The sequence below is a fragment of the uncultured Shewanella sp. genome, assembly GCF_947497935.1.
Classification (GTDB): domain Bacteria; phylum Pseudomonadota; class Gammaproteobacteria; order Enterobacterales; family Shewanellaceae; genus Shewanella.
Genome location: NZ_CANMIO010000008.1, coordinates 13,477 through 36,091, shown reverse-complemented (window position 1 = coordinate 36,091; position 22,615 = coordinate 13,477). Strand labels below are relative to the sequence as shown.

The 22,615-nt window shown below is 44.0% G+C and carries 21 protein-coding genes; 8 read left to right on the top strand and 13 right to left on the bottom strand.

Going from position 1 to position 22,615, the window contains the following annotated elements:
* Positions 1–101: 101 nt before the first annotated feature.
* The 4 genes from Q1A86_RS11150 to Q1A86_RS11135 all read right to left on the bottom strand — a co-directional run bounded on the left by Q1A86_RS11150 (position 102) and on the right by Q1A86_RS11135 (position 3,648).
* Complete coding sequence (locus Q1A86_RS11150) at positions 102–497, bottom strand: hypothetical protein (RefSeq protein ID WP_299806509.1); 396 nt, start codon at positions 495–497, stop codon at positions 102–104.
* 173 nt (positions 498–670) lie between these two features.
* The gene (locus Q1A86_RS11145) at positions 671–1,177 is read right to left on the bottom strand and encodes a M48 family metallopeptidase (RefSeq protein ID WP_299806507.1); all 507 of its coding nucleotides are present in this window, start codon (positions 1,175–1,177) and stop codon (positions 671–673) included.
* A 154-nt stretch (positions 1,178–1,331) separates the two neighbouring features.
* Positions 1,332–1,775: a DUF3010 family protein gene (locus tag Q1A86_RS11140; protein ID WP_299806505.1), complete on the bottom strand. Its 444-nt coding sequence runs from the start codon at positions 1,773–1,775 to the stop codon at positions 1,332–1,334.
* Positions 1,776–2,301: 526 nt separating this feature from the next.
* Entirely contained in the window at positions 2,302–3,648 is a 1,347-nt protein-coding gene (locus Q1A86_RS11135; protein WP_299806503.1) for a DEAD/DEAH box helicase, read from the bottom strand.
* Between the two features lie 262 nt (positions 3,649–3,910).
* On the opposite strand from Q1A86_RS11135, the gene rssA reads away from it, so the two are divergent.
* Positions 3,911–4,897, top strand: a complete 987-nt coding sequence (gene rssA, locus Q1A86_RS11130) for a patatin-like phospholipase RssA (RefSeq protein WP_299806501.1) — start codon at positions 3,911–3,913, stop codon at positions 4,895–4,897.
* Between the two features lie 151 nt (positions 4,898–5,048).
* Here the strand turns inward: rssA and Q1A86_RS11125 are convergent, their stop codons facing one another.
* The gene (locus Q1A86_RS11125) at positions 5,049–6,047 is read right to left on the bottom strand and encodes an NADP-dependent oxidoreductase (RefSeq protein ID WP_299806499.1); all 999 of its coding nucleotides are present in this window, start codon (positions 6,045–6,047) and stop codon (positions 5,049–5,051) included.
* A 181-nt stretch (positions 6,048–6,228) separates the two neighbouring features.
* Here Q1A86_RS11125 and Q1A86_RS11120 point away from each other — a divergent pair, with 181 nt between their 5' ends.
* The 7 genes from Q1A86_RS11120 to Q1A86_RS11090 all read left to right on the top strand — a co-directional run bounded on the left by Q1A86_RS11120 (position 6,229) and on the right by Q1A86_RS11090 (position 12,846).
* A complete protein-coding gene (locus Q1A86_RS11120; RefSeq protein WP_299806497.1) occupies positions 6,229–6,693 on the top strand; it encodes a MarR family winged helix-turn-helix transcriptional regulator in 465 nt (154 codons plus the stop codon).
* 80 nt (positions 6,694–6,773) lie between these two features.
* A complete protein-coding gene (locus Q1A86_RS11115) occupies positions 6,774–7,454 on the top strand; it encodes a hypothetical protein (protein ID WP_299806496.1) in 681 nt (226 codons plus the stop codon).
* Between the two features lie 414 nt (positions 7,455–7,868).
* On the top strand, positions 7,869–9,986 hold the full coding sequence (gene nrdD / locus Q1A86_RS11110; RefSeq protein WP_299806494.1) for an anaerobic ribonucleoside-triphosphate reductase: 2,118 nt from the start codon (positions 7,869–7,871) through the stop codon (positions 9,984–9,986).
* Between the two features lie 131 nt (positions 9,987–10,117).
* Positions 10,118–10,582, top strand: a complete 465-nt coding sequence (gene nrdG / locus Q1A86_RS11105; protein WP_299806492.1) for an anaerobic ribonucleoside-triphosphate reductase-activating protein — start codon at positions 10,118–10,120, stop codon at positions 10,580–10,582.
* A gap of 165 nt (positions 10,583–10,747) precedes the next feature.
* A complete protein-coding gene (locus Q1A86_RS11100; RefSeq protein ID WP_220780593.1) occupies positions 10,748–11,104 on the top strand; it encodes a YibL family ribosome-associated protein in 357 nt (118 codons plus the stop codon).
* 213 nt (positions 11,105–11,317) lie between these two features.
* The gene (gene ribA / locus Q1A86_RS11095) at positions 11,318–11,935 is read left to right on the top strand and encodes a GTP cyclohydrolase II (protein ID WP_299806489.1); all 618 of its coding nucleotides are present in this window, start codon (positions 11,318–11,320) and stop codon (positions 11,933–11,935) included.
* Between the two features lie 98 nt (positions 11,936–12,033).
* Positions 12,034–12,846, top strand: coding sequence for a hypothetical protein (locus Q1A86_RS11090; RefSeq protein WP_299806487.1), 813 nt, complete (start codon positions 12,034–12,036; stop codon positions 12,844–12,846).
* Between the two features lie 88 nt (positions 12,847–12,934).
* On the opposite strand, the gene Q1A86_RS11085 is transcribed toward Q1A86_RS11090, so the two are convergent.
* From Q1A86_RS11085 to putP, 8 genes are all read right to left on the bottom strand, one after another.
* Positions 12,935–13,255 (bottom strand): VF530 family protein, encoded by a 321-nt coding sequence (locus tag Q1A86_RS11085; RefSeq protein WP_299806485.1) that lies wholly within the window; start codon positions 13,253–13,255, stop codon positions 12,935–12,937.
* Positions 13,256–13,408: 153 nt separating this feature from the next.
* Positions 13,409–13,804, bottom strand: coding sequence for a rhodanese-like domain-containing protein (locus tag Q1A86_RS11080; RefSeq protein ID WP_299806483.1), 396 nt, complete (start codon positions 13,802–13,804; stop codon positions 13,409–13,411).
* A gap of 24 nt (positions 13,805–13,828) precedes the next feature.
* Complete coding sequence (locus Q1A86_RS11075) at positions 13,829–14,047, bottom strand: DUF2892 domain-containing protein (RefSeq protein ID WP_299806481.1); 219 nt, start codon at positions 14,045–14,047, stop codon at positions 13,829–13,831.
* Positions 14,048–14,107: 60 nt separating this feature from the next.
* Entirely contained in the window at positions 14,108–17,353 is a 3,246-nt protein-coding gene (locus Q1A86_RS11070; protein ID WP_299806480.1) for an efflux RND transporter permease subunit, read from the bottom strand.
* 35 nt (positions 17,354–17,388) lie between these two features.
* Positions 17,389–18,459 carry an efflux RND transporter periplasmic adaptor subunit gene (locus tag Q1A86_RS11065; RefSeq protein WP_299806478.1) on the bottom strand — a complete coding sequence of 357 codons (1,071 nt, stop codon included), beginning with the start codon at positions 18,457–18,459 and terminating at the stop codon, positions 17,389–17,391.
* A gap of 233 nt (positions 18,460–18,692) precedes the next feature.
* A complete protein-coding gene (locus Q1A86_RS11060) occupies positions 18,693–19,409 on the bottom strand; it encodes an SIMPL domain-containing protein (protein ID WP_299806476.1) in 717 nt (238 codons plus the stop codon).
* Positions 19,410–19,540: 131 nt separating this feature from the next.
* Positions 19,541–20,776: an OmpP1/FadL family transporter gene (locus Q1A86_RS11055; RefSeq protein WP_299806474.1), complete on the bottom strand. Its 1,236-nt coding sequence runs from the start codon at positions 20,774–20,776 to the stop codon at positions 19,541–19,543.
* Between the two features lie 356 nt (positions 20,777–21,132).
* Positions 21,133–22,584 carry a sodium/proline symporter PutP gene (gene putP / locus Q1A86_RS11050; protein ID WP_299806472.1) on the bottom strand — a complete coding sequence of 484 codons (1,452 nt, stop codon included), beginning with the start codon at positions 22,582–22,584 and terminating at the stop codon, positions 21,133–21,135.
* Between the last annotated feature and the right edge of the window lie 31 nt (positions 22,585–22,615).

Below are 22,615 nucleotides of genomic sequence, written 5' to 3'. Positions count from 1 at the left end.
CACCCGCTGGAGGCGATTGATAACGATGAAGCGACAATCCAGAACAGGCTACTTGGTAACACTAAACTAAAACAAAAATGTAAAAAGCCTTCATTCGAAGGCTAACCCTGTTTACGCTGCTCGTTTTTCATCGCACATAAACAAGCCTTCCCACGCAGTGCTGGGCAGCTTCTACAGGGCTTACTCTTATGGGGGCGATACAAGTTTGCTTGAGCAAGAGGGGTGACGCTGTGCTGGGTAAAGATAGACGCATTTGCGACGGCATCATTTGCAGGTATAAGTTTAGTGTAGGCACCGAATAGAGTAATTTGCGCTTTAATGCGCTTGAGCTTTAATTGACGCTTGATGATCTTTAAACGGTATTTATAAAGCTTAGCTGCACGTTTTTTCAGAGATATCTCGCACTCTTCTAGCTGAGTGTAATGATTAAGCTTTTGCTGATATTTGGCCAGCTTACGGCGACATTTTTGCTGCTTCTTAGTTAACTCTTCGCTCATTAGTCTTCACTCATCATCGAATACTCGAAAGTTACGCTAGTGCCTATTTGTTCAATGGCTTAGAGTGTAATCTAAATTAAGGTTAATGAAAATCATTATCGTTAGCATTTTGTGGGGTGTTTAGATTTTAAGTGCGGGCAGCGTTAGCTGATTATCTATTTTGGCTATTCAAATTAACTATAGGGATTCTTACCCGCGTCGATTAGGGTCAGTAGTAACCTTAATTCAAATTCCAGCTGGTGGTAATCACCGTCCATATGGCAGCAGAGCTGATAAAAGGCTTTGTTATGATCTTTCTCTTTTAAATGGGCGAGTTCGTGCACGACCACCATTCGCAGTAAGCCTTCTGGTACTTTTTTAAGCCGTGACGAGATGCGGATTTCATTCTTAGCTTTTATTTTCGCCCCTTGTTTACGGGCAACATACGAGTGTAGGCCTAATGCTTGATGGCTCAATGAGATCTTGTCATCAAAAATCACTTTCGACAGCGGCTGAGATTTGCGTAAATATTGATTCTTAATCTCTATGGTGTAGTCGTAAAGCGCTTTGTCGGTGCGTACGGCATGGATCTGTGGATGACGCTTCAGCAGAAATTGCCCGAGCTTGTCTTGATCTATTAGACTTTGTACTTGGTCTTGGATGTCGGCTGAGTAGCCAGCGAGGTATTTGAGTGTTTGCATGCTGTACTTGTTTTCAGGAATTCGTTTTAAGCTATCGGCTTTAAGGTATTGTGTTAGTTATTGGCTTTTAGCTATAGCTTCAAATCGCTTTTTGAGGATATAAAAAGGGCGCTCAGATTGCGCCCATTAGTCTCTACTTTGTTAGCTGATAAGCCTAGGCTTCGTCAGTCTTGTAGATAGTCATGTTATGGAAGGCAAAAGCCGCTTCAAATGCACTCTTTTGGAAACGCTTAAGCTCTAGACCTTCAAAATCAACCTGAGGTGGATTACGCTTTAATTGCTCTTTGATAGCAACCGGTGATACCAATGTCACGTTGACTGGAAGTATTTGAATCAACGCTTCTAGTTTAAAGCTGGTAACACTACCTGCGCCTTTACCTTTTTGCTCACGCTCGATAATCACGATTTCATCGACTCTGTAGTCTTCAATCAACTTGCCAAATGCAAAGTGAAAATCACGCATGGTTTCAGTGCTTTCAGAGTTTGAAATCGCGAACGACTTTTGACGGCAATCCGGCACGTTATAGGTTTCGCCTTCATAACTTAATAAACTGATGATGGCTTCGCCACCTTTTAACTCTACGCCACAAACTCTCATGATAAACCTTAAAAAAATCAATATTGCGTGTATTGTAGCGTTATTTCCTGAAACGGTCAGCGTTTTAATGTGCTTTCTGGTGCTATTCAAATAACTTTTTTCTGTGTTGATAGCGCGACTATCGAATTGAGTGTATTTAGCCTGCTAAAAGTGGGGGCCTTATACCAATCAGTATAAAGATTTGGTCGCTCAGCGAGAGTTTAGCGGTTCTGATGCAAGGCAACGAGTGAAGAGCATAGTTGTTCTACGGTTTAGCTCGTTAACACAGCAGCTGAGCCGCTAAAACTCGCCATCCTGGAGCGTTTTTGGCTGCCTACTTCTGCGTTAAATAGCTTCACAAGGGAATAACCATTCTTTCAGTTATTTGCCTTGAATTAGTTGCCAAAAAACGTTCTGAGTAGATCAACTTCTTATACTGATTGGTATTATTAGCCTTTCGTTTCTCATCACCACAAAAAAACCGCTATGAGGTTACTCATAGCGGCTTTTAATATTTGGGACTATTAGATTAACGAGCGTTTAGCACTTAATCTTCTGGTGTATCTTGCAGCTTAGACTTAGGCTTTCTAAGCATTGGCGCATCACCTACATCGACGCCGGTAGCAAAACGCTTATCGCGATTCGCTGCAGCTTTTGCCGCTGACTTCTTCTTAGCGGTTGCGGCTTTCTTTTTCGCAGTTGCAGCTGGTTTGGCTTTATTCTTAGTCGGCGCTTTAGGCTTTAAGCCTTTGAACTTGGCTTTAAGGCCTTCAAGCTCACTGAAACTAAACGTCTTATTCAAGAAGGTCTGTACTTGGGTAAAGTTAATCCAGTCTTTAGGACCAACTAGTGAAATAGCATCGCCTTTTGCACCAGCACGGCCTGTACGGCCAATACGGTGTACATATTCTTCAGCAAATTTAGGCATATCAAAGTTAATAACCAATGACACATTTAACAGATCGAGTCCGCGAGAGGCAACGTCTGTAGTCACGAGGATTTGCTGCAAACCACGGCTAAATTCATCCATGATCTGGTTACGAGCGTTTTGTTTTAGCTCGCCACTTAAGGAGGCGGTTTTAAAGCCTTCATCAGCCAGTTTCTTGGCTAAGCGATCGGTATCTTGTCTCGTAGCGGTAAAGATGATGATCTGCTTTTGCTGCTCTTCTTTAAGAATACGGGTTAGTAGCGCTTCTTTATGGTCTAAATGATCACATAAGAAGATACGCTGAGTAATGTCTTTATGCTCTAAGTTACCCGCACCAATAGCCACATGTTCAGGAAATTTTAGTAGTTCGTTAGCGATATCGTTTACATCACCATGATCTAAGGTCGCTGAGAACATCAAAGTTTGACGGCGCTTATGATCCGCAGCTGCGTTAATCATCTTCAGCTGCTCGGCAAAGCCAAGATCTAGCATGCGGTCTGCTTCATCTAAGATCAGCAGTTCAAGGCCATTAAGGTGCAGATGATGCTGTTTTAGGTGGTCAGCTAAGCGGCCAGGTGTCGCCACAACAAAATGTGGGTCCCGAGCTAAGGCTTTGGCTTGATCATTAAAGTTCTCACCACCGAGAATTTTGGTTGCCTTGAATTGAGTGTTGGCAACTAAAAGTCGAAGTTGGCTGTACACTTGAGTCGCTAATTCGCGGGTCGGTAATAGAATGACCACGCGCGGATCGCGTTTACTCAATGCTTTACACGAAATCAGTCTTTGCATCGCAGGCAATAAAAAGGCTAATGTTTTACCTGAGCCTGTTTTAGAAGACGCCATTAGGTCTTTGCCTGCTAAGGCAACAGGAATGGCTTGCTCCTGGATCTCTGTTGGGGTGTCAATGCCCATGTGCTTAAGGCTCTGTAACAGACGTTGATCCAGTGCGAAATCGGTAAATTGCAAAGGTGTACTCCATAAATGATACGACCGCGTATTATAACCTACAGATTTAGTAATGCGCTACGAATACCCATCAACTTTGTTCTTCAAACGGCGATATATCTGCTAAAATGCACCACTTTCTTAAGAGAGCCTTCGTCTAGTGTCTTTAAAGATCCACTTACCTTACTAATACGAATGGATTTTTTTAAGAATTGATATAAGGCTTTTTGGTTGTAAATGATAAAGAGTCTATTTTAAAGCCGACCTATGGAGTTATTTTAGCGTGTCCACAAATAAACATTCAGTGCGAATAGGCCTAGCGTTAGGTAGCGGAGCTGCAAAAGGTTGGGCGCATATTGGTGTATTAAATGGTCTTGCCAAAATGGGGATCTATCCCGATAAAATTGCAGGCTGCTCTATTGGCGCATTAGTTGGCGCAGCTTACGCTAATGATCACTTAGAAGAATTAGAGAGTTGGGTTCGCAGTTTTAGTAGTTGGGATGTACTGGGGCTGATGGATTTAAGCTGGGGACGCGGCGGGTTAATTGGCGGTGAGCGAGTGTTCGATGTCCTACAGAAGCGCATTGGCGATCTGCAGATAGAAGAATTGAAAAAGCCGTTTGCTGCCGTTGCTACCGACCTTTATTCGGGCCAGGAAATTTGGTTCAGGGAAGGGGATTTACGTCATGCTGTGCGCGCGTCTTGCTCCATGCCGGGTATTTTGCCGCCGGTGAAAGTGGGAGAGCGTTGGTTGGTCGACGGTGCGGTAGTGAACCCTGTTCCCGTCTCTGTTAGCCGTGCTATGGGAGTAGATTTAGTCATAGCAGTTGATTTACATGGACTACGTCGTGGTCGCATGCAAGTACTGCCCGTTAGTATGAAGAGTCATAAGCCAACGATGCAAGAGGTTCAAGAAGCGGAGCAGCACCAAGATAAAGGCTTTACCGACTTGTTGGCGAGGGGACGAGATTATATTACAGGCTTAACGGATAAATTTTCTTTGGGGCATAAAACAGGCACGCCGCAAAACCCAAATCCTGGCATGCTGGCGGTGATGTCACAGTCGATGGATATTTTAGAGCAGCGCCATAAGAGAGCGCGTTTGATGGGAGATCCACCGGATATCTGTATTGTGCCTGATCTGGGCGATATCGGAACCATGGAGTTTCATCGGGCAGAAGAAGCGATTGCTGCAGGTGAAGCCGCGGTTGAACAAGTCGCGCATCTGATTGAGGCGGCTCTGGCGCAGCATTCGGCTGAGAGAGCTTAATCGTAATCAGTATAATCTCTGCTTTCTTAGTTAGTTTTCAGTAAGCCAGAGCGAGTCCAATGTGTGTAAAAGCATATACAGTTAGAGCTAAATTTTGACATGAAAAGGCGCTTTTTGCGCCTTTTCTATGTCTATAGATCTCTAGATTATTTTAAGCAAGTTTAACCACCATCTTGCCGCGGTTCTTGCCCTCAAATAGCCCAATAAAGGCATCGGGAGCGTTTTCTAAACCCTCATAGATAGTTTGCTCTGCTTGCACCTTACCTTCAGCCAGCCATTGTCCCATCTGCGCCGCAAATTGGGGATAGTGATCCCAATGTTCAAATACGATAAAACCCTCAATTTTTAGTTTTTTGATAATGATCTGGGCAAGATTACTCGGTCCTGGAGTCGGGGCTGTGTCGTTGTACTGGGCTATCATGCCGCAAACGGCAATTCGGCCGTGATCTTTCATATGGTTAAGCGCAGCGGCGAGATGCTCACCGCCGACGTTTTCAAAGTAGACGTCAATTCCTTCAGGGGCGGCGAGACCCAGCGCGGCATCTAAATCGCCACAAGTCTTGTAGTTAATTACGGCATCGACACCCAGTGAGGTCAGGTATTGAGCTTTTTGATCTGAGCCGACTGAGGCTACAACCCGCGCGCCCATCAGCTTACCTATCTGTGCTACTACGCTGCCAACAGCACCAGATGCAGCAGAGACAAACAGGGTTTCACCGGATTTTAATTGTGCAATACGGTTAAGTCCGGTCCAAGCCGTCATGCCAGGCATACCGAGGACCCCAAGGAAATGCGATTCAGAAATGGGGGCATCAGGTAAAACAGTGATCTCTGCGCCGTCACTCACAAAGTGACTGCGCCAGCCAAGCATACTGCTGACTTTACTGCCAACTGGAAAGTCAGGGTTGAGTGATTCAACGACTTCACCAACAGCGCCGCCTTCTAACACTTTACCTATCTCGAAAGGTGCAATGTAACTTTTTCTGTCAATCATACGGCCCCTCATATAAGGGTCGACAGACATCCACAGATTTTTGACCAAGAACTCGCCTTGTTTAATCGGGGAGAGTGACCCTTCTGCTAGGGCAAAGTTATCGGCGCTAGGCATGCCTTCTGGACGAGACTTCAATTGAATTTCTTGGATATTCATGTCATTCCTTAATTTGTTTTGTGCGCAAAGTAATTGTCAGTATCATAGGCAGGTAAAATTGAATTTGCAAATACTTTGCGCGCAAAATAGCTGTGTACAAACCACTTGTGTTCAAGCTAGTTTTAAATTTGGATGTAAGTTAATATTATCGGCATTCTCGACTTGCCTAAGCTTAGTAGCTGTGACCAATAACGACCCAAACAATACTGCCGATCCTTGCCTTGCTGATAATGTCTGTTTTGCACTTTATACAGCGGCAAACGCCTTGATGCGAGCCTACAGGCCGTTATTAGAACGGTATGAGTTAACGTACCCGCAATACTTAGTTATGCAGTCTTTATGGTTACAAGACAGGGTGAGTCTGACGCAAATATCTAAATCCACACGACTCGATATGGGCACTTTAACGCCTATTGTTAAACGGCTCGAAGCAAAAGGTTTTTTGCAGCGTCTAGCCGATGAAAGTGATGAGCGTAAGAAGGTCATTGTACTAACTGAAGCTGGTTACAAGCTTAAGTTAGAAGCCTTGGCGTTGAAGCAAACTTTGCTGGATAAGGTCAATATGTCTGACGAGCAAGTGGAGTCTCTGCGAACTTTGTGTCTGTCTTTAACTTCTGAGTTAACTCAAGAGTTGAAGAAAAAATAAGCAGTTGAATTTCAACTTGATAAGTCGGCACGCTAAATGCTTTAACGAGGTTATATTCAGTTAACGCCGGCTTTTTGACGATGAACCTACTTAGCAGTATCAACAATGCAGTCAATAATAATACGCTATCTGACGCCTATGGGGTTAATAGGGAACAGTCGAATGTTGCCAATGGCGAAAATATTGCAGCAAACAGCGGAAAACAGACGCTAGCTGCGACTGAGCTGACTAAGAGTGACAATACCTTAGTGTTATCAGGCCGCGCGGAGAGGGCTCAGAAAATCGAAGCGATGGCAAATGACTTCTTCAAGGGCGGCCAGTTTACCTCTGCCAAGCTGCCTTCACTTATTCAAAGACTATATCAAGATGGCATTCTTTCCGAAGGGCAACTCAATCGCTTATCAAATAGTGGATTTGAAATCCCTCCAGCCGACGAACAATCTTTAGCTGACTTTATTGACGAGCAACGCACAGGTCTTGGTGATAGTGAGGAAGATAAGAAGTTAGCAGAGATGCTAGATGAGGCGAAGTGGGTGATGGGGGCAATGGACTTTTCTCAGTCACCATTAGTTGCGCAGAAAGCTAACCGCGTATCTAGCCAGATAACTGAGCTGCTAAACTCGGATAAACCGCTGAGCGAAGCGCAAGTGGATCAGTACAAAGGGATTAAAGCTTTGATGCAACTGACCTCTATGACGGGTGAACATCAACAGGAAAATGGTCAGCTTAATAGTTACCTCGCTCTGGCGAAAAGGCATTAGCAATTTTTGTCTTTTAGCATTTGTTCTTTTAGCTTTAATAAATCAATTTTTGGTTAAAATGCTCTGTAAAAGCTTGCTTAGTTGGAGCATTTCGCTGCCCCTTTTTCAAAGCCGGCAATAAGTTGCGGCACAAGCAATTCCACAAGCTTATTCGTTCCCCATTTTTATCCACAATTTATACCTCTATTATCCTTTCACTAGCCCGCTTCTATGTCTCCGTCAAGGGCATAATTTGAGATCAGTGGCTTTGTAGACAGAACTGTTTTCTTATTGTCTTCCTCTTTTAAAATCATGATCTGGATCAATGTTATCATTCTTATTTTATAGCTTAATGCGCCACATATTGTGATTTATTGAAAAAGTAGCACTATATATAGTGTTACTTTGATGAGCGAGCTGAAGAGGAATTAAACAATGCCAGTGGTTATTAAACGGGATGGTTACCGTACGCCTTTTGACGAAACAAGGATTAAAGATGCCGTGATAGCAGCCGCTAACTCGGTCGGTATTGAGTGCGCTGAATATGCATTACAGGTTGCAGAAGAAGTAAAGCAAACTGTATCGCAATTAGATGAAGTGAACATTCACGATCTACAAGATTCAGTTGAAAATCTTCTGATGGAAGGTCCACATAAATCGTTGGCGCGTGTTTATATTGAATATCGCCATGACCGTGATATTAAGCGTGAAGTCAGCAGCCGTTTAAACCAAGAGATCCGTGGGCTGGTTGAGCAAAGCAACGCGGCTTTGTTGAACGAGAACGCCAACAAGGACTCTAAAGTGATTCCGACTCAGCGAGATCTGTTAGCGGGCATCGTGGCTAAGCATTACGCTAAGTGTCACATCTTACCAAAAGATGTCGTTGCTGCTCACGAGTCTGGTGAAATCCATTACCATGACTTGGATTATGCGCCATTCTTCCCAATGTTTAACTGTATGCTTATCGACTTGAGCGGCATGTTGACCCAAGGTTTTAAGATGGGTAATGCCGAGATTGAAACACCTAAGTCAATCTCTACAGCGACGGCAGTGACAGCGCAGATTATTGCTCAAGTGGCGAGCCACATCTATGGCGGCACCACAATCAACCGTATCGATGAAGTCTTAGCGCCATTTGTGGCTAAGAGTTACGACAAGCATTACCAAGTCGCACTGACTTGGGGCATTACCGATGCGAAAGCCTTCGCGACAGCACAAACAGAGAAAGAGTGTCACGATGCATTCCAGTCACTAGAGTATGAAGTGAACACGCTACATACTGCGAACGGTCAAACACCATTTGTGACATTTGGTTTTGGTTTAGGCACCTCTTGGGAGTCGCGCTTAATTCAACAGTCAATGATGAAGGTGCGTATCGCTGGTCTTGGTAAAAATCGTAAAACCGCGGTATTCCCTAAATTAGTATTTGCTATCCGTGATGGTATCAACCATAAGACTGGTGATTGCAATTACGATATTAAGCAGTTGGCACTTAAGTGCGCGACGACTCGTATGTATCCAGACATTCTTAACTACGAGCAGGTAGAAAGAGTCACTGGCTCATTTAAGACCCCTATGGGTTGCCGTAGTTTCTTAGGTACTTTCGAGCAGGACGGTGAGCTAATACATGAAGGCCGTAACAACTTAGGTGTTGTGAGTCTTAACTTGCCACGTATCGCATTAGAAGCGAAAGGTGATGAAGCTGAATTCTACCGCATCTTAGATCAACGTCTGCTTATCGCTCGTAAGGGATTAGATACACGTATCGCTCGCCTAGAAGGTGTTAAAGCTCGCGTGGCGCCAATCCTTTATATGGAAGGGGCTTGTGGTGTGCGTCTGCGTGCCGATGATGACATTTCGGAGATCTTTAAGAATGGCCGTGCGTCAATTTCGCTAGGTTATATTGGCCTTCATGAAACTATCAATGCACTTTATGGCACGGAAGAGCATGTTTACGACAGTGAAATGCTGCGTGAAAAAGCGATTGAAGTCATTAAGTACATGAAGCAAGCGACTGAAACTTGGAAGAGTGAATCTGGTTACGCATTTAGCTTGTACAGCACGCCAAGTGAAAACTTGTGTAGCCGTTTCTGCGCCCTAGACACGAAAGTATTCGGTGTTGTAAATGGTGTAACGGCTAAAGGTTACTACACAAACAGCTTCCACTTGGATGTAGAGAAGCAAGTTAACCCGTACGATAAGATTGATTTTGAACAACCATACCCAGAGTTAGCTAACGGCGGTTTCATCTGTTACGGCGAATTCCCTAACATGCAAAATAACGTGGAAGCGTTAGAAGATGTGTGGGATTACAGTTATAGCCGAGTGCCTTACTATGGCACTAACACTCCAATCGATGAGTGTTATGACTGTGGTTATACCGGTGAGTTTAGCTGTACGAGCAAAGGCTTTACTTGTCCAAAGTGTGGTAACCATGAGCCAAGCCGTGTGTCGGTAACTCGTCGCGTATGTGGTTACTTAGGTAGCCCTGATGCGAGACCATTTAACTATGGCAAGCAGGAAGAAGTGAAGCGCCGCGTTAAGCATCTGTAATAAAAATACTAGGGGCTTAGCATGCAAATGGTTAAGCCTGTAGATATTGGGTTTGTATACATAAAAGGTGCTGTGTTCAGCACCTTTTTGTTTTCTAGTTAAAGCAAAATTCTAACTGAAATGAGTTTATTATGAATTATCATCAATACTATCAAACTGATGTGATTAATGGCCCTGGTACTCGAGCCACTCTATTTGTGTCGGGATGTGAGCATCAGTGCCGTGGTTGTTACAACCAATCAACCTGGAATCCATGTTCGGGTCATGAATTTGATGAGCAGATGCAGCAAAGAATTATTGATGATTTGAACGATAAACGTATTAAGCGTCGCGGCTTATCACTGTCTGGTGGCGACCCGTTATTTCCAGCCAATCTAGAGGCTATTTTATCTTTAGTTAAGCAAGTCAAAGAGCAGTGCCCTGGTAAAGATATTTGGTTGTGGACGGGCTATACCTTAGGCAATTTGAGTGCGGCGCAGCAAGAGATAGTCGATTTAGTCAATGTAGTCGTTGATGGAAAGTTTGAGCAGTCTCTGGCCGATCCAAGTTTGGTATTTAGAGGCAGTAGCAACCAAGAAATCCACTACTTGAGATAAGGTAAGCGTATAACTGCAGTAACTTGTAGTTTGTTTAGCTATAAACCTAGGCAAAATGATCTTGTATACTGTTATAATATGGCAATAATGACAAAACAGCGTCAGTTCACTGATGCTGTTTTTGTTTCTAAACGTGTTAATTAGATTTGAATTTAAGGTCTGTAAATGAATTTAAAGCAGGAGCTGCAAACGCTCAACGATAAGTTAGACAAATTTCGTCGTAAGCTAGCAGCAGCTGAAAAGCGCAGCGATCCAACTGTAGTCATCCAGTTTAAGCAGGAAATTGCTGCAATAACAAAGCGGATCAGCAGTGTTAAAGGTCAACAAACACGCGAATTAAGCAAGCAAGGTGGCACAGTTGCAGGCCTTAAGTTTAGCCGTGTATTGACTAAAGCCGAGCAGGCTGACATGGGGAAATTGAAAAAGTCTGTTAAAGGCTTGGTTGTTGTGCACCCAATGACGGCATTAGGCCGTGAAATGGGTATTAAGCAAGTCACAGGCTTCGCTCCAAAAGAGTTTTAAGCACTTTTAGTTATTCATTTAGTGAGCCGCTTCAAGGTTATCGCTAGATACTAAGCTTATGCTGACTCAATGACCGTTTATGGCCTTTAAAGATTTCTTTAAGGCATAGCACATTGAGTCATAAGCTAGCAAGAGTATCGTCTCAAGCAATTTATTTTCTTTATCAGGATGTTTGCAGTCTCAAGGAGTGAGAGTTGTCGTTAAGGTTTTTTCATGTCGATTAAATACATCGCGTCTTCAAAATTACCAACCCCTTGGGGTGTTTTCGAAATGCATGGTTTTGAAGATAGTGAGACGGGTAAAGAGCATGTAGCGCTTACCTTTGGCACATTTCCCCCTGATACGCCAATCCTTGGGCGTATCCATTCAGAATGTTTAACCGGTGATGCTCTGTTTAGTTTGCGCTGTGACTGTGGTTTTCAACTGCAAACAGCGATGCAGAATATTGCTGAAGAGGGTCAAGGCTTTATTCTTTATTTGCGCCAAGAGGGCCGTGGTATAGGACTGCTTAACAAGATCCGAGCTTACGAGCTACAAGACCAAGGTGCGAATACGGTAGAAGCTAACGAACGCTTAGGTTTTGAAGCCGATATGCGCAAATACGATATGATCATCCCTATGATGGAGAAGATTGGTGTCGATAAAGTGCGTTTAATGACGAATAATCCCCGTAAGGTGAAAGCGATGCAAAGCTTTGGATTAGAAGTTGTCGAGCGTGTACCACTGCAAGTGGGTAAAAATCGCTATAACGAAGGTTACCTTAAGACTAAGTCGACCCAGCTTGGACATATGATGTCTGAGCATCACTTCACCGAGGCTGATAAAGACTAATCTCCTACGGGAAAAGCCTTAATTTCTTTGGCTTTTCCCGTGCTATAACGCTATATTCGGGCTATCTATTAGAGTTTAATTAAGTTTAAAGTCGATTTATGAATCGTTTGCGTTACCTCGCCTTATTGCTACCCTTATTTTCTCTATCCGCTATGGCTGAGACTGAAGTCGACTACAGCCACTATGCATTTGCTAATTACCTAGGTAGCGGTATTTATCGTACATCAGGCCAAAACGCGACGGTTGCAAATATTCCCATTAGCTTCGATCTCAAGCGCTCCGAAGACGAGTCTTTGGTCTTAAATACACCTGTCTCTATGGGATTTTTTAATTTTACTTGGAGCGATCTACCTGAAGGGGAGTTTCCTTCCAGTGTCGGCACTTTGACGGTGACGCCAGGACTGGAATACCGAGTAAAAACCTCCGAGAACCATGAGTTTCAAACTTACGCCGATCTCGGTTTTGGCACCAATTTTACTAATGGCAATGACGTCGCTATTTACTCGGCGGGAATGTCGAGTCTGCTTGATTTTGAGCTTGGTGAGACTTCACCTATTTGGGTTAATCGAGTCTTCTTTGCCGGTTATACCACACTAAATGATAACAGCAGCGAAACTTATTCTGCGGTACAGTCTGGTGTTGATATTGGTACCAATTTTTACTTTCAAGTGAAAGGGGTAGAGATTGAGCCGAGGTTTTTTGTTGCTGGTTATTGGTACTTTGACAGGCTAAAGTTTACCACACCATTTGAAGAAGATGTGTTGGTATCAAACAGCTATGAAGTGGGTATGACTTTCGCTTTTTCAAAGCCAGTTGGCTGGGACTTAGTTAATATTGAACGATTTGGCTTAAGTTATCGAAAGGGAGATGGCGTAGAGGTATGGCGCTTAATATTTGAGTTCCCTATTTAGCGCAATCTGGCTTGAGCTAATGATGTGAATTAGTAATAGGTTGGTTTGACTGATAAACCAACCTATTCGCGTTAATCTTTAGTGGCGATTATCTATTGCCCCAGATCTTTGCGTTCGCAGCCGGCAGCTGTTTTCTTGGCTTCACTGGCTTAGCTGTAGTGTGCTCATCGCTGTATGCTTTAGGCGCTGGCAAAGGTAGCTTGTTCATTTTTAAATAAAGGTATTCTACCTTATCTCTTGCCCATGGTGTTTTACGCAAAAACTTTAGGCTAGATTTAATACTAGGATCATGGTTAAAGCAGCGGATATCAATGCGGCTACCTAGCTCTTCCCAGCCGTAATGGTCGACTAGATCGGTTAATAAATCTTCGAGCTTAATGCCGTGCAATGGGTTGTTTGCTTGAGTCATAATGTTGTTGCAATCGTCTTGTTGGTACTGACTTGTATGTAAGCATTATATCAGCTTATTTGTGACAGATCTTGGTCATTAATTTTGGCTAATAGAAAGGCCGCAATCAGCGGCCTTTCACTCTAATTGTTCTAGTACTGATACTGATTGGTATTAGTGCTGTTGACTCATCAACATTTGATAGCCGCCGCCATTATAGACGTTGGTGTAACCTTCACTGACCAACATTTTATTAGCGATACCGCTACGGTTGCCGCTACGACAGTAGACAACCACAGAGCGATCTTTTGCTATCTGCTTCTTGCTAAATACGTTATTAATTTGCTCATAAGGAATATTGATAGCGTTTGGTAGGTGGCCCTGAGCAAATTCTTCTGCTGTGCGTACGTCTACGACTAATGCGCCTGCTTCAATCTTTTGCCAAGCAACTTTAGCGTCTTGATCGGCGGCAGTAGCCAATGTGCTAACCATCATTAGTAAAACACTCAGCCCTAGCAACCAAATTATATTTTTTGGTAGTTTATGCTGTAAATTAAAAACGTTACTCATCAATATACCTTTATTTGTCGTTATTTATTTTTGATTGGCAGTCGCGAGCTGTGCTTCTGACTTAAAGCCTAGCTTACGCAAAATTATGGCTGCCGGACAAAATCCAGTATAGGCGCTTTGTAATAAATTAGCTCCCACAAAAACAGTGAGCCAGATAAAATTATCGTTAATCCAGACAGTTAGGATTATTGATAATAAAACCATAAAGCCTGCAAATGCCATGATGGCGCGTTCAATTGACATGGGAACTCCTTTTAATGGAAAGTGATTATGGCGGCAGTTACCGCCATAAATAGAGATTGATTACTGGTATCGCTTTTTCATCGCCGCGTAATAAAGCACGGGAATGACCACTAGGGTTAGCAATGTTGAGATCAAGATGCCGAAGATTAGACTGATGGCAAGTCCATTAAAAATCGGATCATCTATGATAAACAGCGCACCTATCATGGCAGCTAATGCGGTTAGCATAATCGGCTTGGCCCGAACGGCTCCAGAATGAATAACTGCCTGTTGAAATGGCACGCCTGCTGCCGTTTCTTGATGAATGAAGTCGACTAATAGAATCGAGTTACGCACTATGATCCCCGCCAGTGCAATCATGCCTATCATGGAGGTGGCGGTAAACTGCGCACCGAGTAGCGCATGGCCTGGCATCACACCGATAATAGTCAAAGGAATAGGGGCCATAATAATCAGTGGAACCAAATAGGATCTAAACTGTGCTACAACCAATAGATAAATGGCGATCATACCGACGGCATAGGCAATCCCCATGTCTCTGAAGGTCTCATAGGTCACTTTCCACTCACCGTCCCAGAGCACTGCAACGCTATCTAGGCCATTAGGTTGGCTGACGTAGTGCTGTTCAAAATCTAGGCTTGCATCAGAGCCGTGCATATCATTTATCTTGCCGACCATATCGAACATGCCATAGAGCGGGCTGTCTAGGGGACCTGCCATATCGGCAACTACCATGATCATCGGGATCATGTTTTTATGAATGATAGGGGCATCGATATTACCTTTATCAATTCTGACTAATTCAGAGACTGCAACCGCTTGGCCATTACTGCCACGCAGCGTCAGGTTTAGCACTTGCTCTAAATCGACTTTCGCGCCTTCTTGCAGTTGGATTTTGATTGGCACGGCATGTTTTTGATTATCTTTATGTAGATAGCTGATGTTCTTGCCGCCGACTGAAGTTGCAACTAAATCGACTATCTGGCTATAAGGCACGCCTAGTAAGCTCGCTTTACTTCGGTCTATGATAACCTGCCATTTTGCTGCCGACTCGGGCAAATAGATGTCGATATCGACCACATCTTTGGTCTCTTTAAATAACCCTAGTAGCTGATTAGCAGCCTGCTCACGAATGGCTTCGCTAGGGCCATAAACTTCAGCAAGGATTGGCGACCAAACGGGTGGGCCAGGCGGTACCTCTACGACTTTAACATTGGCATTATATTTTTGACCAATGGCCTGTAGTGGTGCTCTAACCGATAGTGCGATGCTGTGACTGTCGCGATCTCGATGCTTTTTATCGACTAAGTTAACTTGGATATCGCCAAGCTCCTGTGTTTGACGCAGGAAGTAGTGGCGTACTAGACCATTAAAGTTGATGGGAGCACTGGTGCCAGCATAGAGTTGGTAACTTTGGACTTCCTCTACTTGATTAAGGTAGCGGCCTAATTCCTTCAACGCTTTTTGAGTCTGTTCTACAGGTGTGCCTTCGGGGAGGTCGACCATCACTTGAAACTCAGACTTATTATCGAAGGGCAGCATTTTCAGTACGACCAATTTTGCCATAGGCAGTGCTACAGCCCCAGCAATTAGGATGAAAATACCTGCGGCCAAACCTAGCCTAGCTTTTCTGGCATTTCTTCCCTGCACGAAGGGGCCAATTAGGCGATTGAATAAAGTAAACATCATACCTTGGTCTTTTCCATGACACTCTCTATTATCCTGAGCCTTTTCATCATCATGACTCACATGATTATGCGGTGATGGATGCTTAAGAAATTTTCGACTTAGCCAAGGGGTGATCATAAATGCCACTGCAAGTGAGATTAGCATTCCCATGCTGGCATTGATTGGAATGGGACTCATATAGGGGCCCATGAGACCTGATACAAATGCCATAGGTAACAAGGCCGCGATAACCGTAAAGGTTGCTAAAATAGTGGGTCCGCCCACTTCATCAACGGCGATAGGAATTAACTCTGAGAACGAGCGTTTGCCCATTGCCATATGTCGGTGAATGTTTTCAACCACCACGATGGCGTCATCAACCAAGATCCCGATGGAGAAAATCAGTGCGAATAGGGATATTCGGTTGAGGGTGAAGCCCCAAGCCCAAGAGGCAAACAGGGTGAAGGCTAAGGTGATGACGATGGCAATGCCGACTACCACAGCCTCTCTGAATCCCATTGTAATTAAAACTAAGATAACCACAGCAGCAGAGGCGAATGCTAACTTTAAAATCAGAGTATTTGCCTTGTCTCCTGCGGTCTCACCATAGTTTCTAGAGATGCTGACTTCGATGCCGTCAGGGATCAGTACATTTTGGACTTTAGCGACTCTATCCATGATAGCGTTCGCGACATCGACGGCATTCTTACCTGGTTGCTTGCCAATGGCGATAGTGACAGCCGGATAGATATCTTGCTTGTCGCCATGCCATGCACTTTGAGTCGGTAAGTCAGCTTTAAGCGTGATGTCGGCAAAGTCTGCGAGATAAATGGGGGCTGCATGGCCGTCGCTGTCTTGTTTTACCGTGACGACAAGTTGCTTCACATCTTCAATATTTTTCAGGAATTGACCCGCTTGTACTTTTATCTCTTGATTGCCTTGAACCAGAGAGCTTGGCATTGAGATATGATTGTTGCTCATTAGGCTTTGATTTATTTCATCGAAGGAGACGCCGAAATAATTCATTTTAATCGGATCGATTCTAACATTGAGGCTAAGTTGTTGATCGCCTACGGAGCTGATCTCTCTAGTGCCCGGGATCCTTTTTATCTCAGTCTCTAAGCCGTTAGCCACGTGAGTGAGCATCTCTGGGGAAACTGACGGGTCTTTTGACCATAGGGTTAGGCTCACAATGGGAACGTCATCTATGCCGCGAGGTTTAATTTGCGGCTCTCCCACACCCGCTTCGAGCGGCAGTTTATACTGGTTAGAGTAGAGCTGATTGTAGAGTTTAACTATGGCCTCGTTGCGCGCTATTCCCACCTCAAACACTACGATAAACAGTGCCCCATCTGGCTGTGAGAATGAGTAGAGGGTGTCGATGCCTTTAATTTCCGAGATAATCTGCTCAGTTGGTAAGGTCACCAAGCTTTCAACTTCGCGCGGGGTCGCGCCAGGGAAGGGGACAAACACATCGGCAAAGGTGACGTCGATTTGCGGCTCTTCCTCTTTAGGCGTCACGATTATCGCAAATAAGCCGAAGAGTAAGCCCAAGAGTGCCAATAAGGGGGTGATAGCACTGGATTGAAAAGCGCTAGCAATACGTCCAGAAATACCTAATTTATTTTGAGTTTGCATGACAGGTCTTCCTTAAAGCTAGATTCGATTAGGTTTTATGGTTTATTGCTTTGCTTAAGCATTAACAGGGCATGATAGGCATCTTTGGCCACCACATCTCCTTCTGACAGCCCAGCTAGGATCTCGACTTTTCCGTTATCACTAAGTCCGGTTCTGACTTGATTTAATACCCATGTATCATTTTGTTGAATATAGACAGCGCTGAGTTCATTCATGGAGAGTAATGACGATTCGGGGACAAATATGGCGCGGCGACTACCACTGATAAACTGCGCTTTTATCAGACTGCCAGGGATCACTCCCTCGACGTTCTCAGGCAGGTTGATGCGTACTTTATAGCTGTGGCTCTTAGGATCAACAAAGGTGAAGAGGTTTAATTCATCACTGTTAATTTGCTTTCCGTTAGCAAGGGTTAACTTGAAATTAGGTTGCTGTTTTAAGGCTTCGATATAGCGCTGCGGGATCTGAGTGACCGCGCGCATCTGGCTTAGGGAGTAACCTGAGTATAAGGCTTGCCCTGGACTCACTGTTTCGCCCTCTTCAACATGTCTTTGGGTGACAACACCTGCAAATGGCGCACTGACAAGGGTATATTTTAATGACTCGTTTGCCTGTGTAATTCTAGCCTTAGCAGCGCTAACCGCTTGTTGTGTTGATTTGGCGTTAGCTTCGGCTTCATCCATTGAGCCTTTGGAAATTGCCCCCTTAGGAAATAGCGTTTGATAGCGTTTAAGCTGTTGCTGCGCCTCTACATTGACGGCGCGCGCCTTGGCGTAATCGGCTTCTGCGGCGGCGAGTTGGGCGCCTTGCTCCTTACTGGTGATCTCAAGTAACGCAGCACCAGCCGTAACTATATCGTTGATATCGTAATTGAGCTTGATAATGCGCCCCGAGGTTTGAGCCGATACGGTAGCGGATTTTGTTGGCTCAACGACTGCGTCTAGCTGTATCCAGTTAGGGTAGGGCTTTGAGCTTACCTTTATTGATTCTAAATGCTCATGTTCAGTAGAAGATCTAGATTCAGCCGATGCAGATAGACTCAAAAAAGACAGAGAGCTTATTAATAGGTAGCCAAGTAGAGCAGTGTTTTTCAAGGTATTTGTCATATAATTGTTTTATCAAAATCATTCCATGCAACAATTCTAATGGAAGTGCTTTTTATCTGCAATAATTATTTATTAGTAAAATGCGATGGATGTGGGGCTGTAATTTATCTTGCTGTTTATATTGATATTTATTTGTATAGGTAATGTGGTATTTAAAGTGGGGCATGTTTAAAATTAAAAAAAGGCTTAATCTAGGTTAAGCCTTTTTCTTTAGTGGATGAAGCGGTGAGGGGTTAGTCATTAAGGTAGTAAGTCAACGTTGAAACAATACGCACTTTCTTTATATAAGGTGTATTGCTGTCTCTGTCATTGATACTAAATTGCCCTTGGGATGCTTGCTTAATTTTCCCTAACTTAGAGTCAGAGTCTTTAGCAAATTTATCTGCAACTTGACGGGCATTTTGCGTCGCAGATTGAATCATCTCAGGCTTGACCTTGTTTAACTCGGTAAATAAAAATTGGGCTTTACTATTGTAGTCTTGATCTGAAATTGCAATGCCATCTTTAGCGAGGCTGAGCATATTAGCGCGAGTCGTAAGCAGTAGTTCAACTTTGTGCGTATACAGTGAAATGGAAATTTTAGCAGCATAGCGATACTTCACATTAGGGTCGACATAACCCTGTGCTTGCCTATCTTCAATAGCGGGTAGTGCCACGGTAATTTCATCTTCGCCAAAGCCTTGCTGCTTTAAAAAATCGACTACTCTATCGGTTTTAGTCTGTACGGTTTGGTAAAGGGTATTAAGGTCGTTATCGACTTCGCTGAATCGAATAGGCCAAATGGCAATATTAGCTCGAACCTCTTTTTCAGCTAAACCTTTGACCGTGACTGTCCGCTCCATGAATTTCATCTTAATAAGCTTATCGCCAACAGTACTGGCTGACATTACCAGGCCAAAGCAAAGGAAGGCACCAAGAATAAGGGCGGGAAGGGCGTTGTTTTTCGACATGTCATGCTCAGTCCAATTAATGTTAGATTAACGTTAGCAAGAATAGCTTTGAGATGACAATAATGAGCAACAAAAAGCCGCATAGAGATGCGGCTTTTTATCGAAATACAACTTTTGTTTAGGCGTTTAGCTTAGAACTTGTAGTTGTATTGGATCGAGTAGTAAGTTGCATTTGACGTTGTCGTTGCGTCAATTAAACCAATTACACTTTGTTCAGTTAGGTGAGTCTCTTCGCCGCGAACAAACGCAAGACCGAAGTCTAGGCTAGTGTGCTTAGACAGGTTGTAAGTTGCGCCCATTGTGTACCATTGACGATCTGAATCTGGGATTGAAATAGAGCTTACTTCGCCTACAACACCTTGGTCAAACATATAGCCTGCACGTAGTGTCCAGCTATCATTTAAGGTGTAAGTACCACCTACGCTGAATAACCATGAATCATCCCACGCGTATTTCTTTAACTGTGCTTCAGCAGGATCTGTTACTGTAATTTCGTGGAAATCACCCCAAGTTGTCATTTGCGCCGTGTAGTGTAGAGCAAAGGTATCTGTTAGCTGGTGGAAGCCAGCAACTTGGAAGATATCCGGAAGAGGAATGTTGATCTCTTCAAAGTCAGTGCCTAGGTAATTCACTGTACCGTCAGCGGTGAACTCTGGGCTGAAACGGTAGCTTACACCAAAGCGGTGATCAGCATTAATTTCATAAACCGCACCCACAATACCACCAAAAGCAATACCATCAGCATCGACATCAGCAAGCTCTGTATGCACAGGGCCTTCCATCGAAGGCATTGAACCACCGCGTGTTAGCGTGCCAGAACCATAGATAACATCAACACCAGCACCAACACTGAAGTGGTCATTAAAACGGTATGAAGCGCTTAGGTTGAAGTTAATTGTGGTAACTTCGGTTTTACCTAGTAAGTCGATTGGAGGAGGGAGGATACCACCTACAATATTGCTGGATAGATCGGTTGTATCTGTGCCAGTACCGAAGTTACTGAACATAGCTACACCGTAGGCGAACTTTTCGTTTACTGGACTAACATAGTAAAAGTTAGGGATAACTTTTGCTTCAGCTGCATCATCAACGCTACCGTAATGTACTTGACCTAGGGCAACATCTTGTACTTCAACTTGTACGTCTGCATAGGTTAAGCCCATTGAAAGTTGTTTTTCGTCAAACAATGCCATTGCTGCTGGGTTACGTGAAAGAACTGATGCGTTGTCAGCGATAACGGCGTCACCTGCAAATGCACGGCCAATACCGGTTGCCGATTGGGCGTTGATTTGGAAGCCTGCAGCCATTGTTTGTGTGCTTACTAGAGCTACTGATACAGCAATAAGAGTCTTGTTGAAAATCTTCATTATTATCATCTCTATTATATTTTTGGTCTTGCTTATGTTAGGGCTAATTTCATGATTAGCGGCAAGATCCACTTATTAGACCAGTGCATAGTAGGGAGATGTGAGCAAGCTAACAACTCCGACCAGAAACGGTTTTTTGTTAATTATTAGTTAATTGTAGCGTGTTTTTTTTTCTGGTAATCGAGTGAGCAATTAAATTGGGCAATAGAAAGTATAGCCAGCACAGGCTTGGAGCCTGAAGCGGGTTTGATTGTGGGTTAATGGGATGTAAATAACGGAAGATTGAGGAGGCAATTGATAAACATAAAAAAAGCGTACAAGTGTACGCTTTTTACCTGTTCTGCTCTCTATTGCAGCTATAGCTTAGCTTCGAAGCTATCGAATTGCTGTTTAATCGTTTCTGACGGGCTTTGCAATTTACTAACAATGACACCAGTTAGGGTGGCTAGAATAAAGCCTGGAAGGATTTCATAGATATCAAAAATATGACCAGAAAGTTGCTTCCAAATCACAACCGTTAGTGCACCAACAATAATAGTCGCCACTGCACCGTTGCGGCTGTAACCGCGCCAAAATAGAGACAACAACACCACAGGACCGAAAGCCGCGCCAAAGCCTGCCCAAGCATAGCTGACTAGACCTAGTACGCTGCTTTCCGGGTTTAGGGCAACAATACCCGCAATGATGGCAATTGCCAGTACGCCAATACGGCCGACAAGCATCAATTCTTTACTTGTCGCCTGTGGACGTAACCACTTCTTATAGAAATCTTCGGTGATGACACTCGAACACACTAAAAGTTGTGAATCGATGGTACTCATAATTGCTGACAAGATAGCTGCGATAAGTAAACCGCCAATCCAAGGATTAAATGCTGCGTGGGCTAGGTGGATAAACACGGTTTCAGGGTTTGTTAAGGGCTCTGCTGCAAAGTACAAGCTACCCGCAATACCTGTAGCCAGCGCTCCAGCAAGAGCTAGTAGCATCCAACTCATGGCGATACGGCGTGAAACCGGAATATCGTCTGGTGAGGCGATAGCCATAAAACGGGATAGAATATGCGGCTGACCAAAATAGCCCAGTCCCCATGCTAATAGCGATATGAAGCCAATAAAGGTGGTGTTTTCATTGAACATAGACAGCATTGCGGGGTCGATGTTTTCCAAGCCTGCTTGTGTCTCTGGCTGACTAAAAATAGCCACAGGAACAATTAGCAGTGCAACAAGCATCAGGCAGCCTTGGAAAAAGTCGGTCCAACTCACGGCAAAGAAACCGCCAACGAAGGTATAGGCTACGATAATGGTAGAGCCAATGATCAAGGCCAAGGTGTAATCTAGCCCGAACACTTTTTCAAATAAAATTGCCCCACCTACCATGCCAGAGGATGCGTAGAAGGTGAAGAATACTAAGATAGTCACAGCTGAAACTAGCTTTAGTATGCCTTTATTATCTTCAAAACGTTTTTCGAAGAAGTCAGGTAGCGTGAGAGCGTTATCGGTAAACTGGGTGTAAACACGTAAACGTTTAGCGACAAATAGCCAGTTTAGCCAAGCGCCGAACACTAGACCTATGCCAATCCATGCTTCGCCTAGTCCGCCTAGATAAACAGCTCCAGGCAAGCCTAAAAGTAGCCAACCAGACATGTCTGATGCGCCAACACTTAATGCTGTCACCGCAGGTCCCATTCCCCGGCCACCAAGAATATAATCGTCTACTGAGTCTGTGGCTTTATAAGCCCATAGGCCAATCCCCATCATTAAAGAGAGATAGGCGATAAAAGTAATTAAAACTGGTAATTCAATTGTCATGTGTGATTCACGCTTCTTTATCTTTTCTATT

Coding starts and splice junctions, on each gene's coding strand:
- nrdD (WP_299806494.1), top strand. CDS start 7,869: ATGCCAGTGGTTATTAAACGGGATGGTTACCGTACGCCTTTTGACGAA.
- Q1A86_RS11080 (WP_299806483.1), bottom strand. CDS start 13,804: ATGAGTAACGTTTTTAATTTACAGCATAAACTACCAAAAAATATAATT.
- Q1A86_RS11100 (WP_220780593.1), top strand. CDS start 10,748: ATGAATTTAAAGCAGGAGCTGCAAACGCTCAACGATAAGTTAGACAAA.
- Q1A86_RS11150 (WP_299806509.1), bottom strand. CDS start 497: ATGAGCGAAGAGTTAACTAAGAAGCAGCAAAAATGTCGCCGTAAGCTG.
- putP (WP_299806472.1), bottom strand. CDS start 22,584: ATGACAATTGAATTACCAGTTTTAATTACTTTTATCGCCTATCTCTCT.
- Q1A86_RS11075 (WP_299806481.1), bottom strand. CDS start 14,047: ATGTCAATTGAACGCGCCATCATGGCATTTGCAGGCTTTATGGTTTTA.
- Q1A86_RS11070 (WP_299806480.1), bottom strand. CDS start 17,353: ATGCAAACTCAAAATAAATTAGGTATTTCTGGACGTATTGCTAGCGCT.
- ribA (WP_299806489.1), top strand. CDS start 11,318: ATGTCGATTAAATACATCGCGTCTTCAAAATTACCAACCCCTTGGGGT.
- Q1A86_RS11145 (WP_299806507.1), bottom strand. CDS start 1,177: ATGCAAACACTCAAATACCTCGCTGGCTACTCAGCCGACATCCAAGAC.
- Q1A86_RS11115 (WP_299806496.1), top strand. CDS start 6,774: ATGAACCTACTTAGCAGTATCAACAATGCAGTCAATAATAATACGCTA.
- Q1A86_RS11060 (WP_299806476.1), bottom strand. CDS start 19,409: ATGTCGAAAAACAACGCCCTTCCCGCCCTTATTCTTGGTGCCTTCCTT.
- Q1A86_RS11140 (WP_299806505.1), bottom strand. CDS start 1,775: ATGAGAGTTTGTGGCGTAGAGTTAAAAGGTGGCGAAGCCATCATCAGT.
- Q1A86_RS11055 (WP_299806474.1), bottom strand. CDS start 20,776: ATGAAGATTTTCAACAAGACTCTTATTGCTGTATCAGTAGCTCTAGTA.
- Q1A86_RS11125 (WP_299806499.1), bottom strand. CDS start 6,047: ATGAATATCCAAGAAATTCAATTGAAGTCTCGTCCAGAAGGCATGCCT.
- Q1A86_RS11065 (WP_299806478.1), bottom strand. CDS start 18,459: ATGACAAATACCTTGAAAAACACTGCTCTACTTGGCTACCTATTAATA.
- nrdG (WP_299806492.1), top strand. CDS start 10,118: ATGAATTATCATCAATACTATCAAACTGATGTGATTAATGGCCCTGGT.
- Q1A86_RS11085 (WP_299806485.1), bottom strand. CDS start 13,255: ATGACTCAAGCAAACAACCCATTGCACGGCATTAAGCTCGAAGATTTA.
- Q1A86_RS11090 (WP_299806487.1), top strand. CDS start 12,034: ATGAATCGTTTGCGTTACCTCGCCTTATTGCTACCCTTATTTTCTCTA.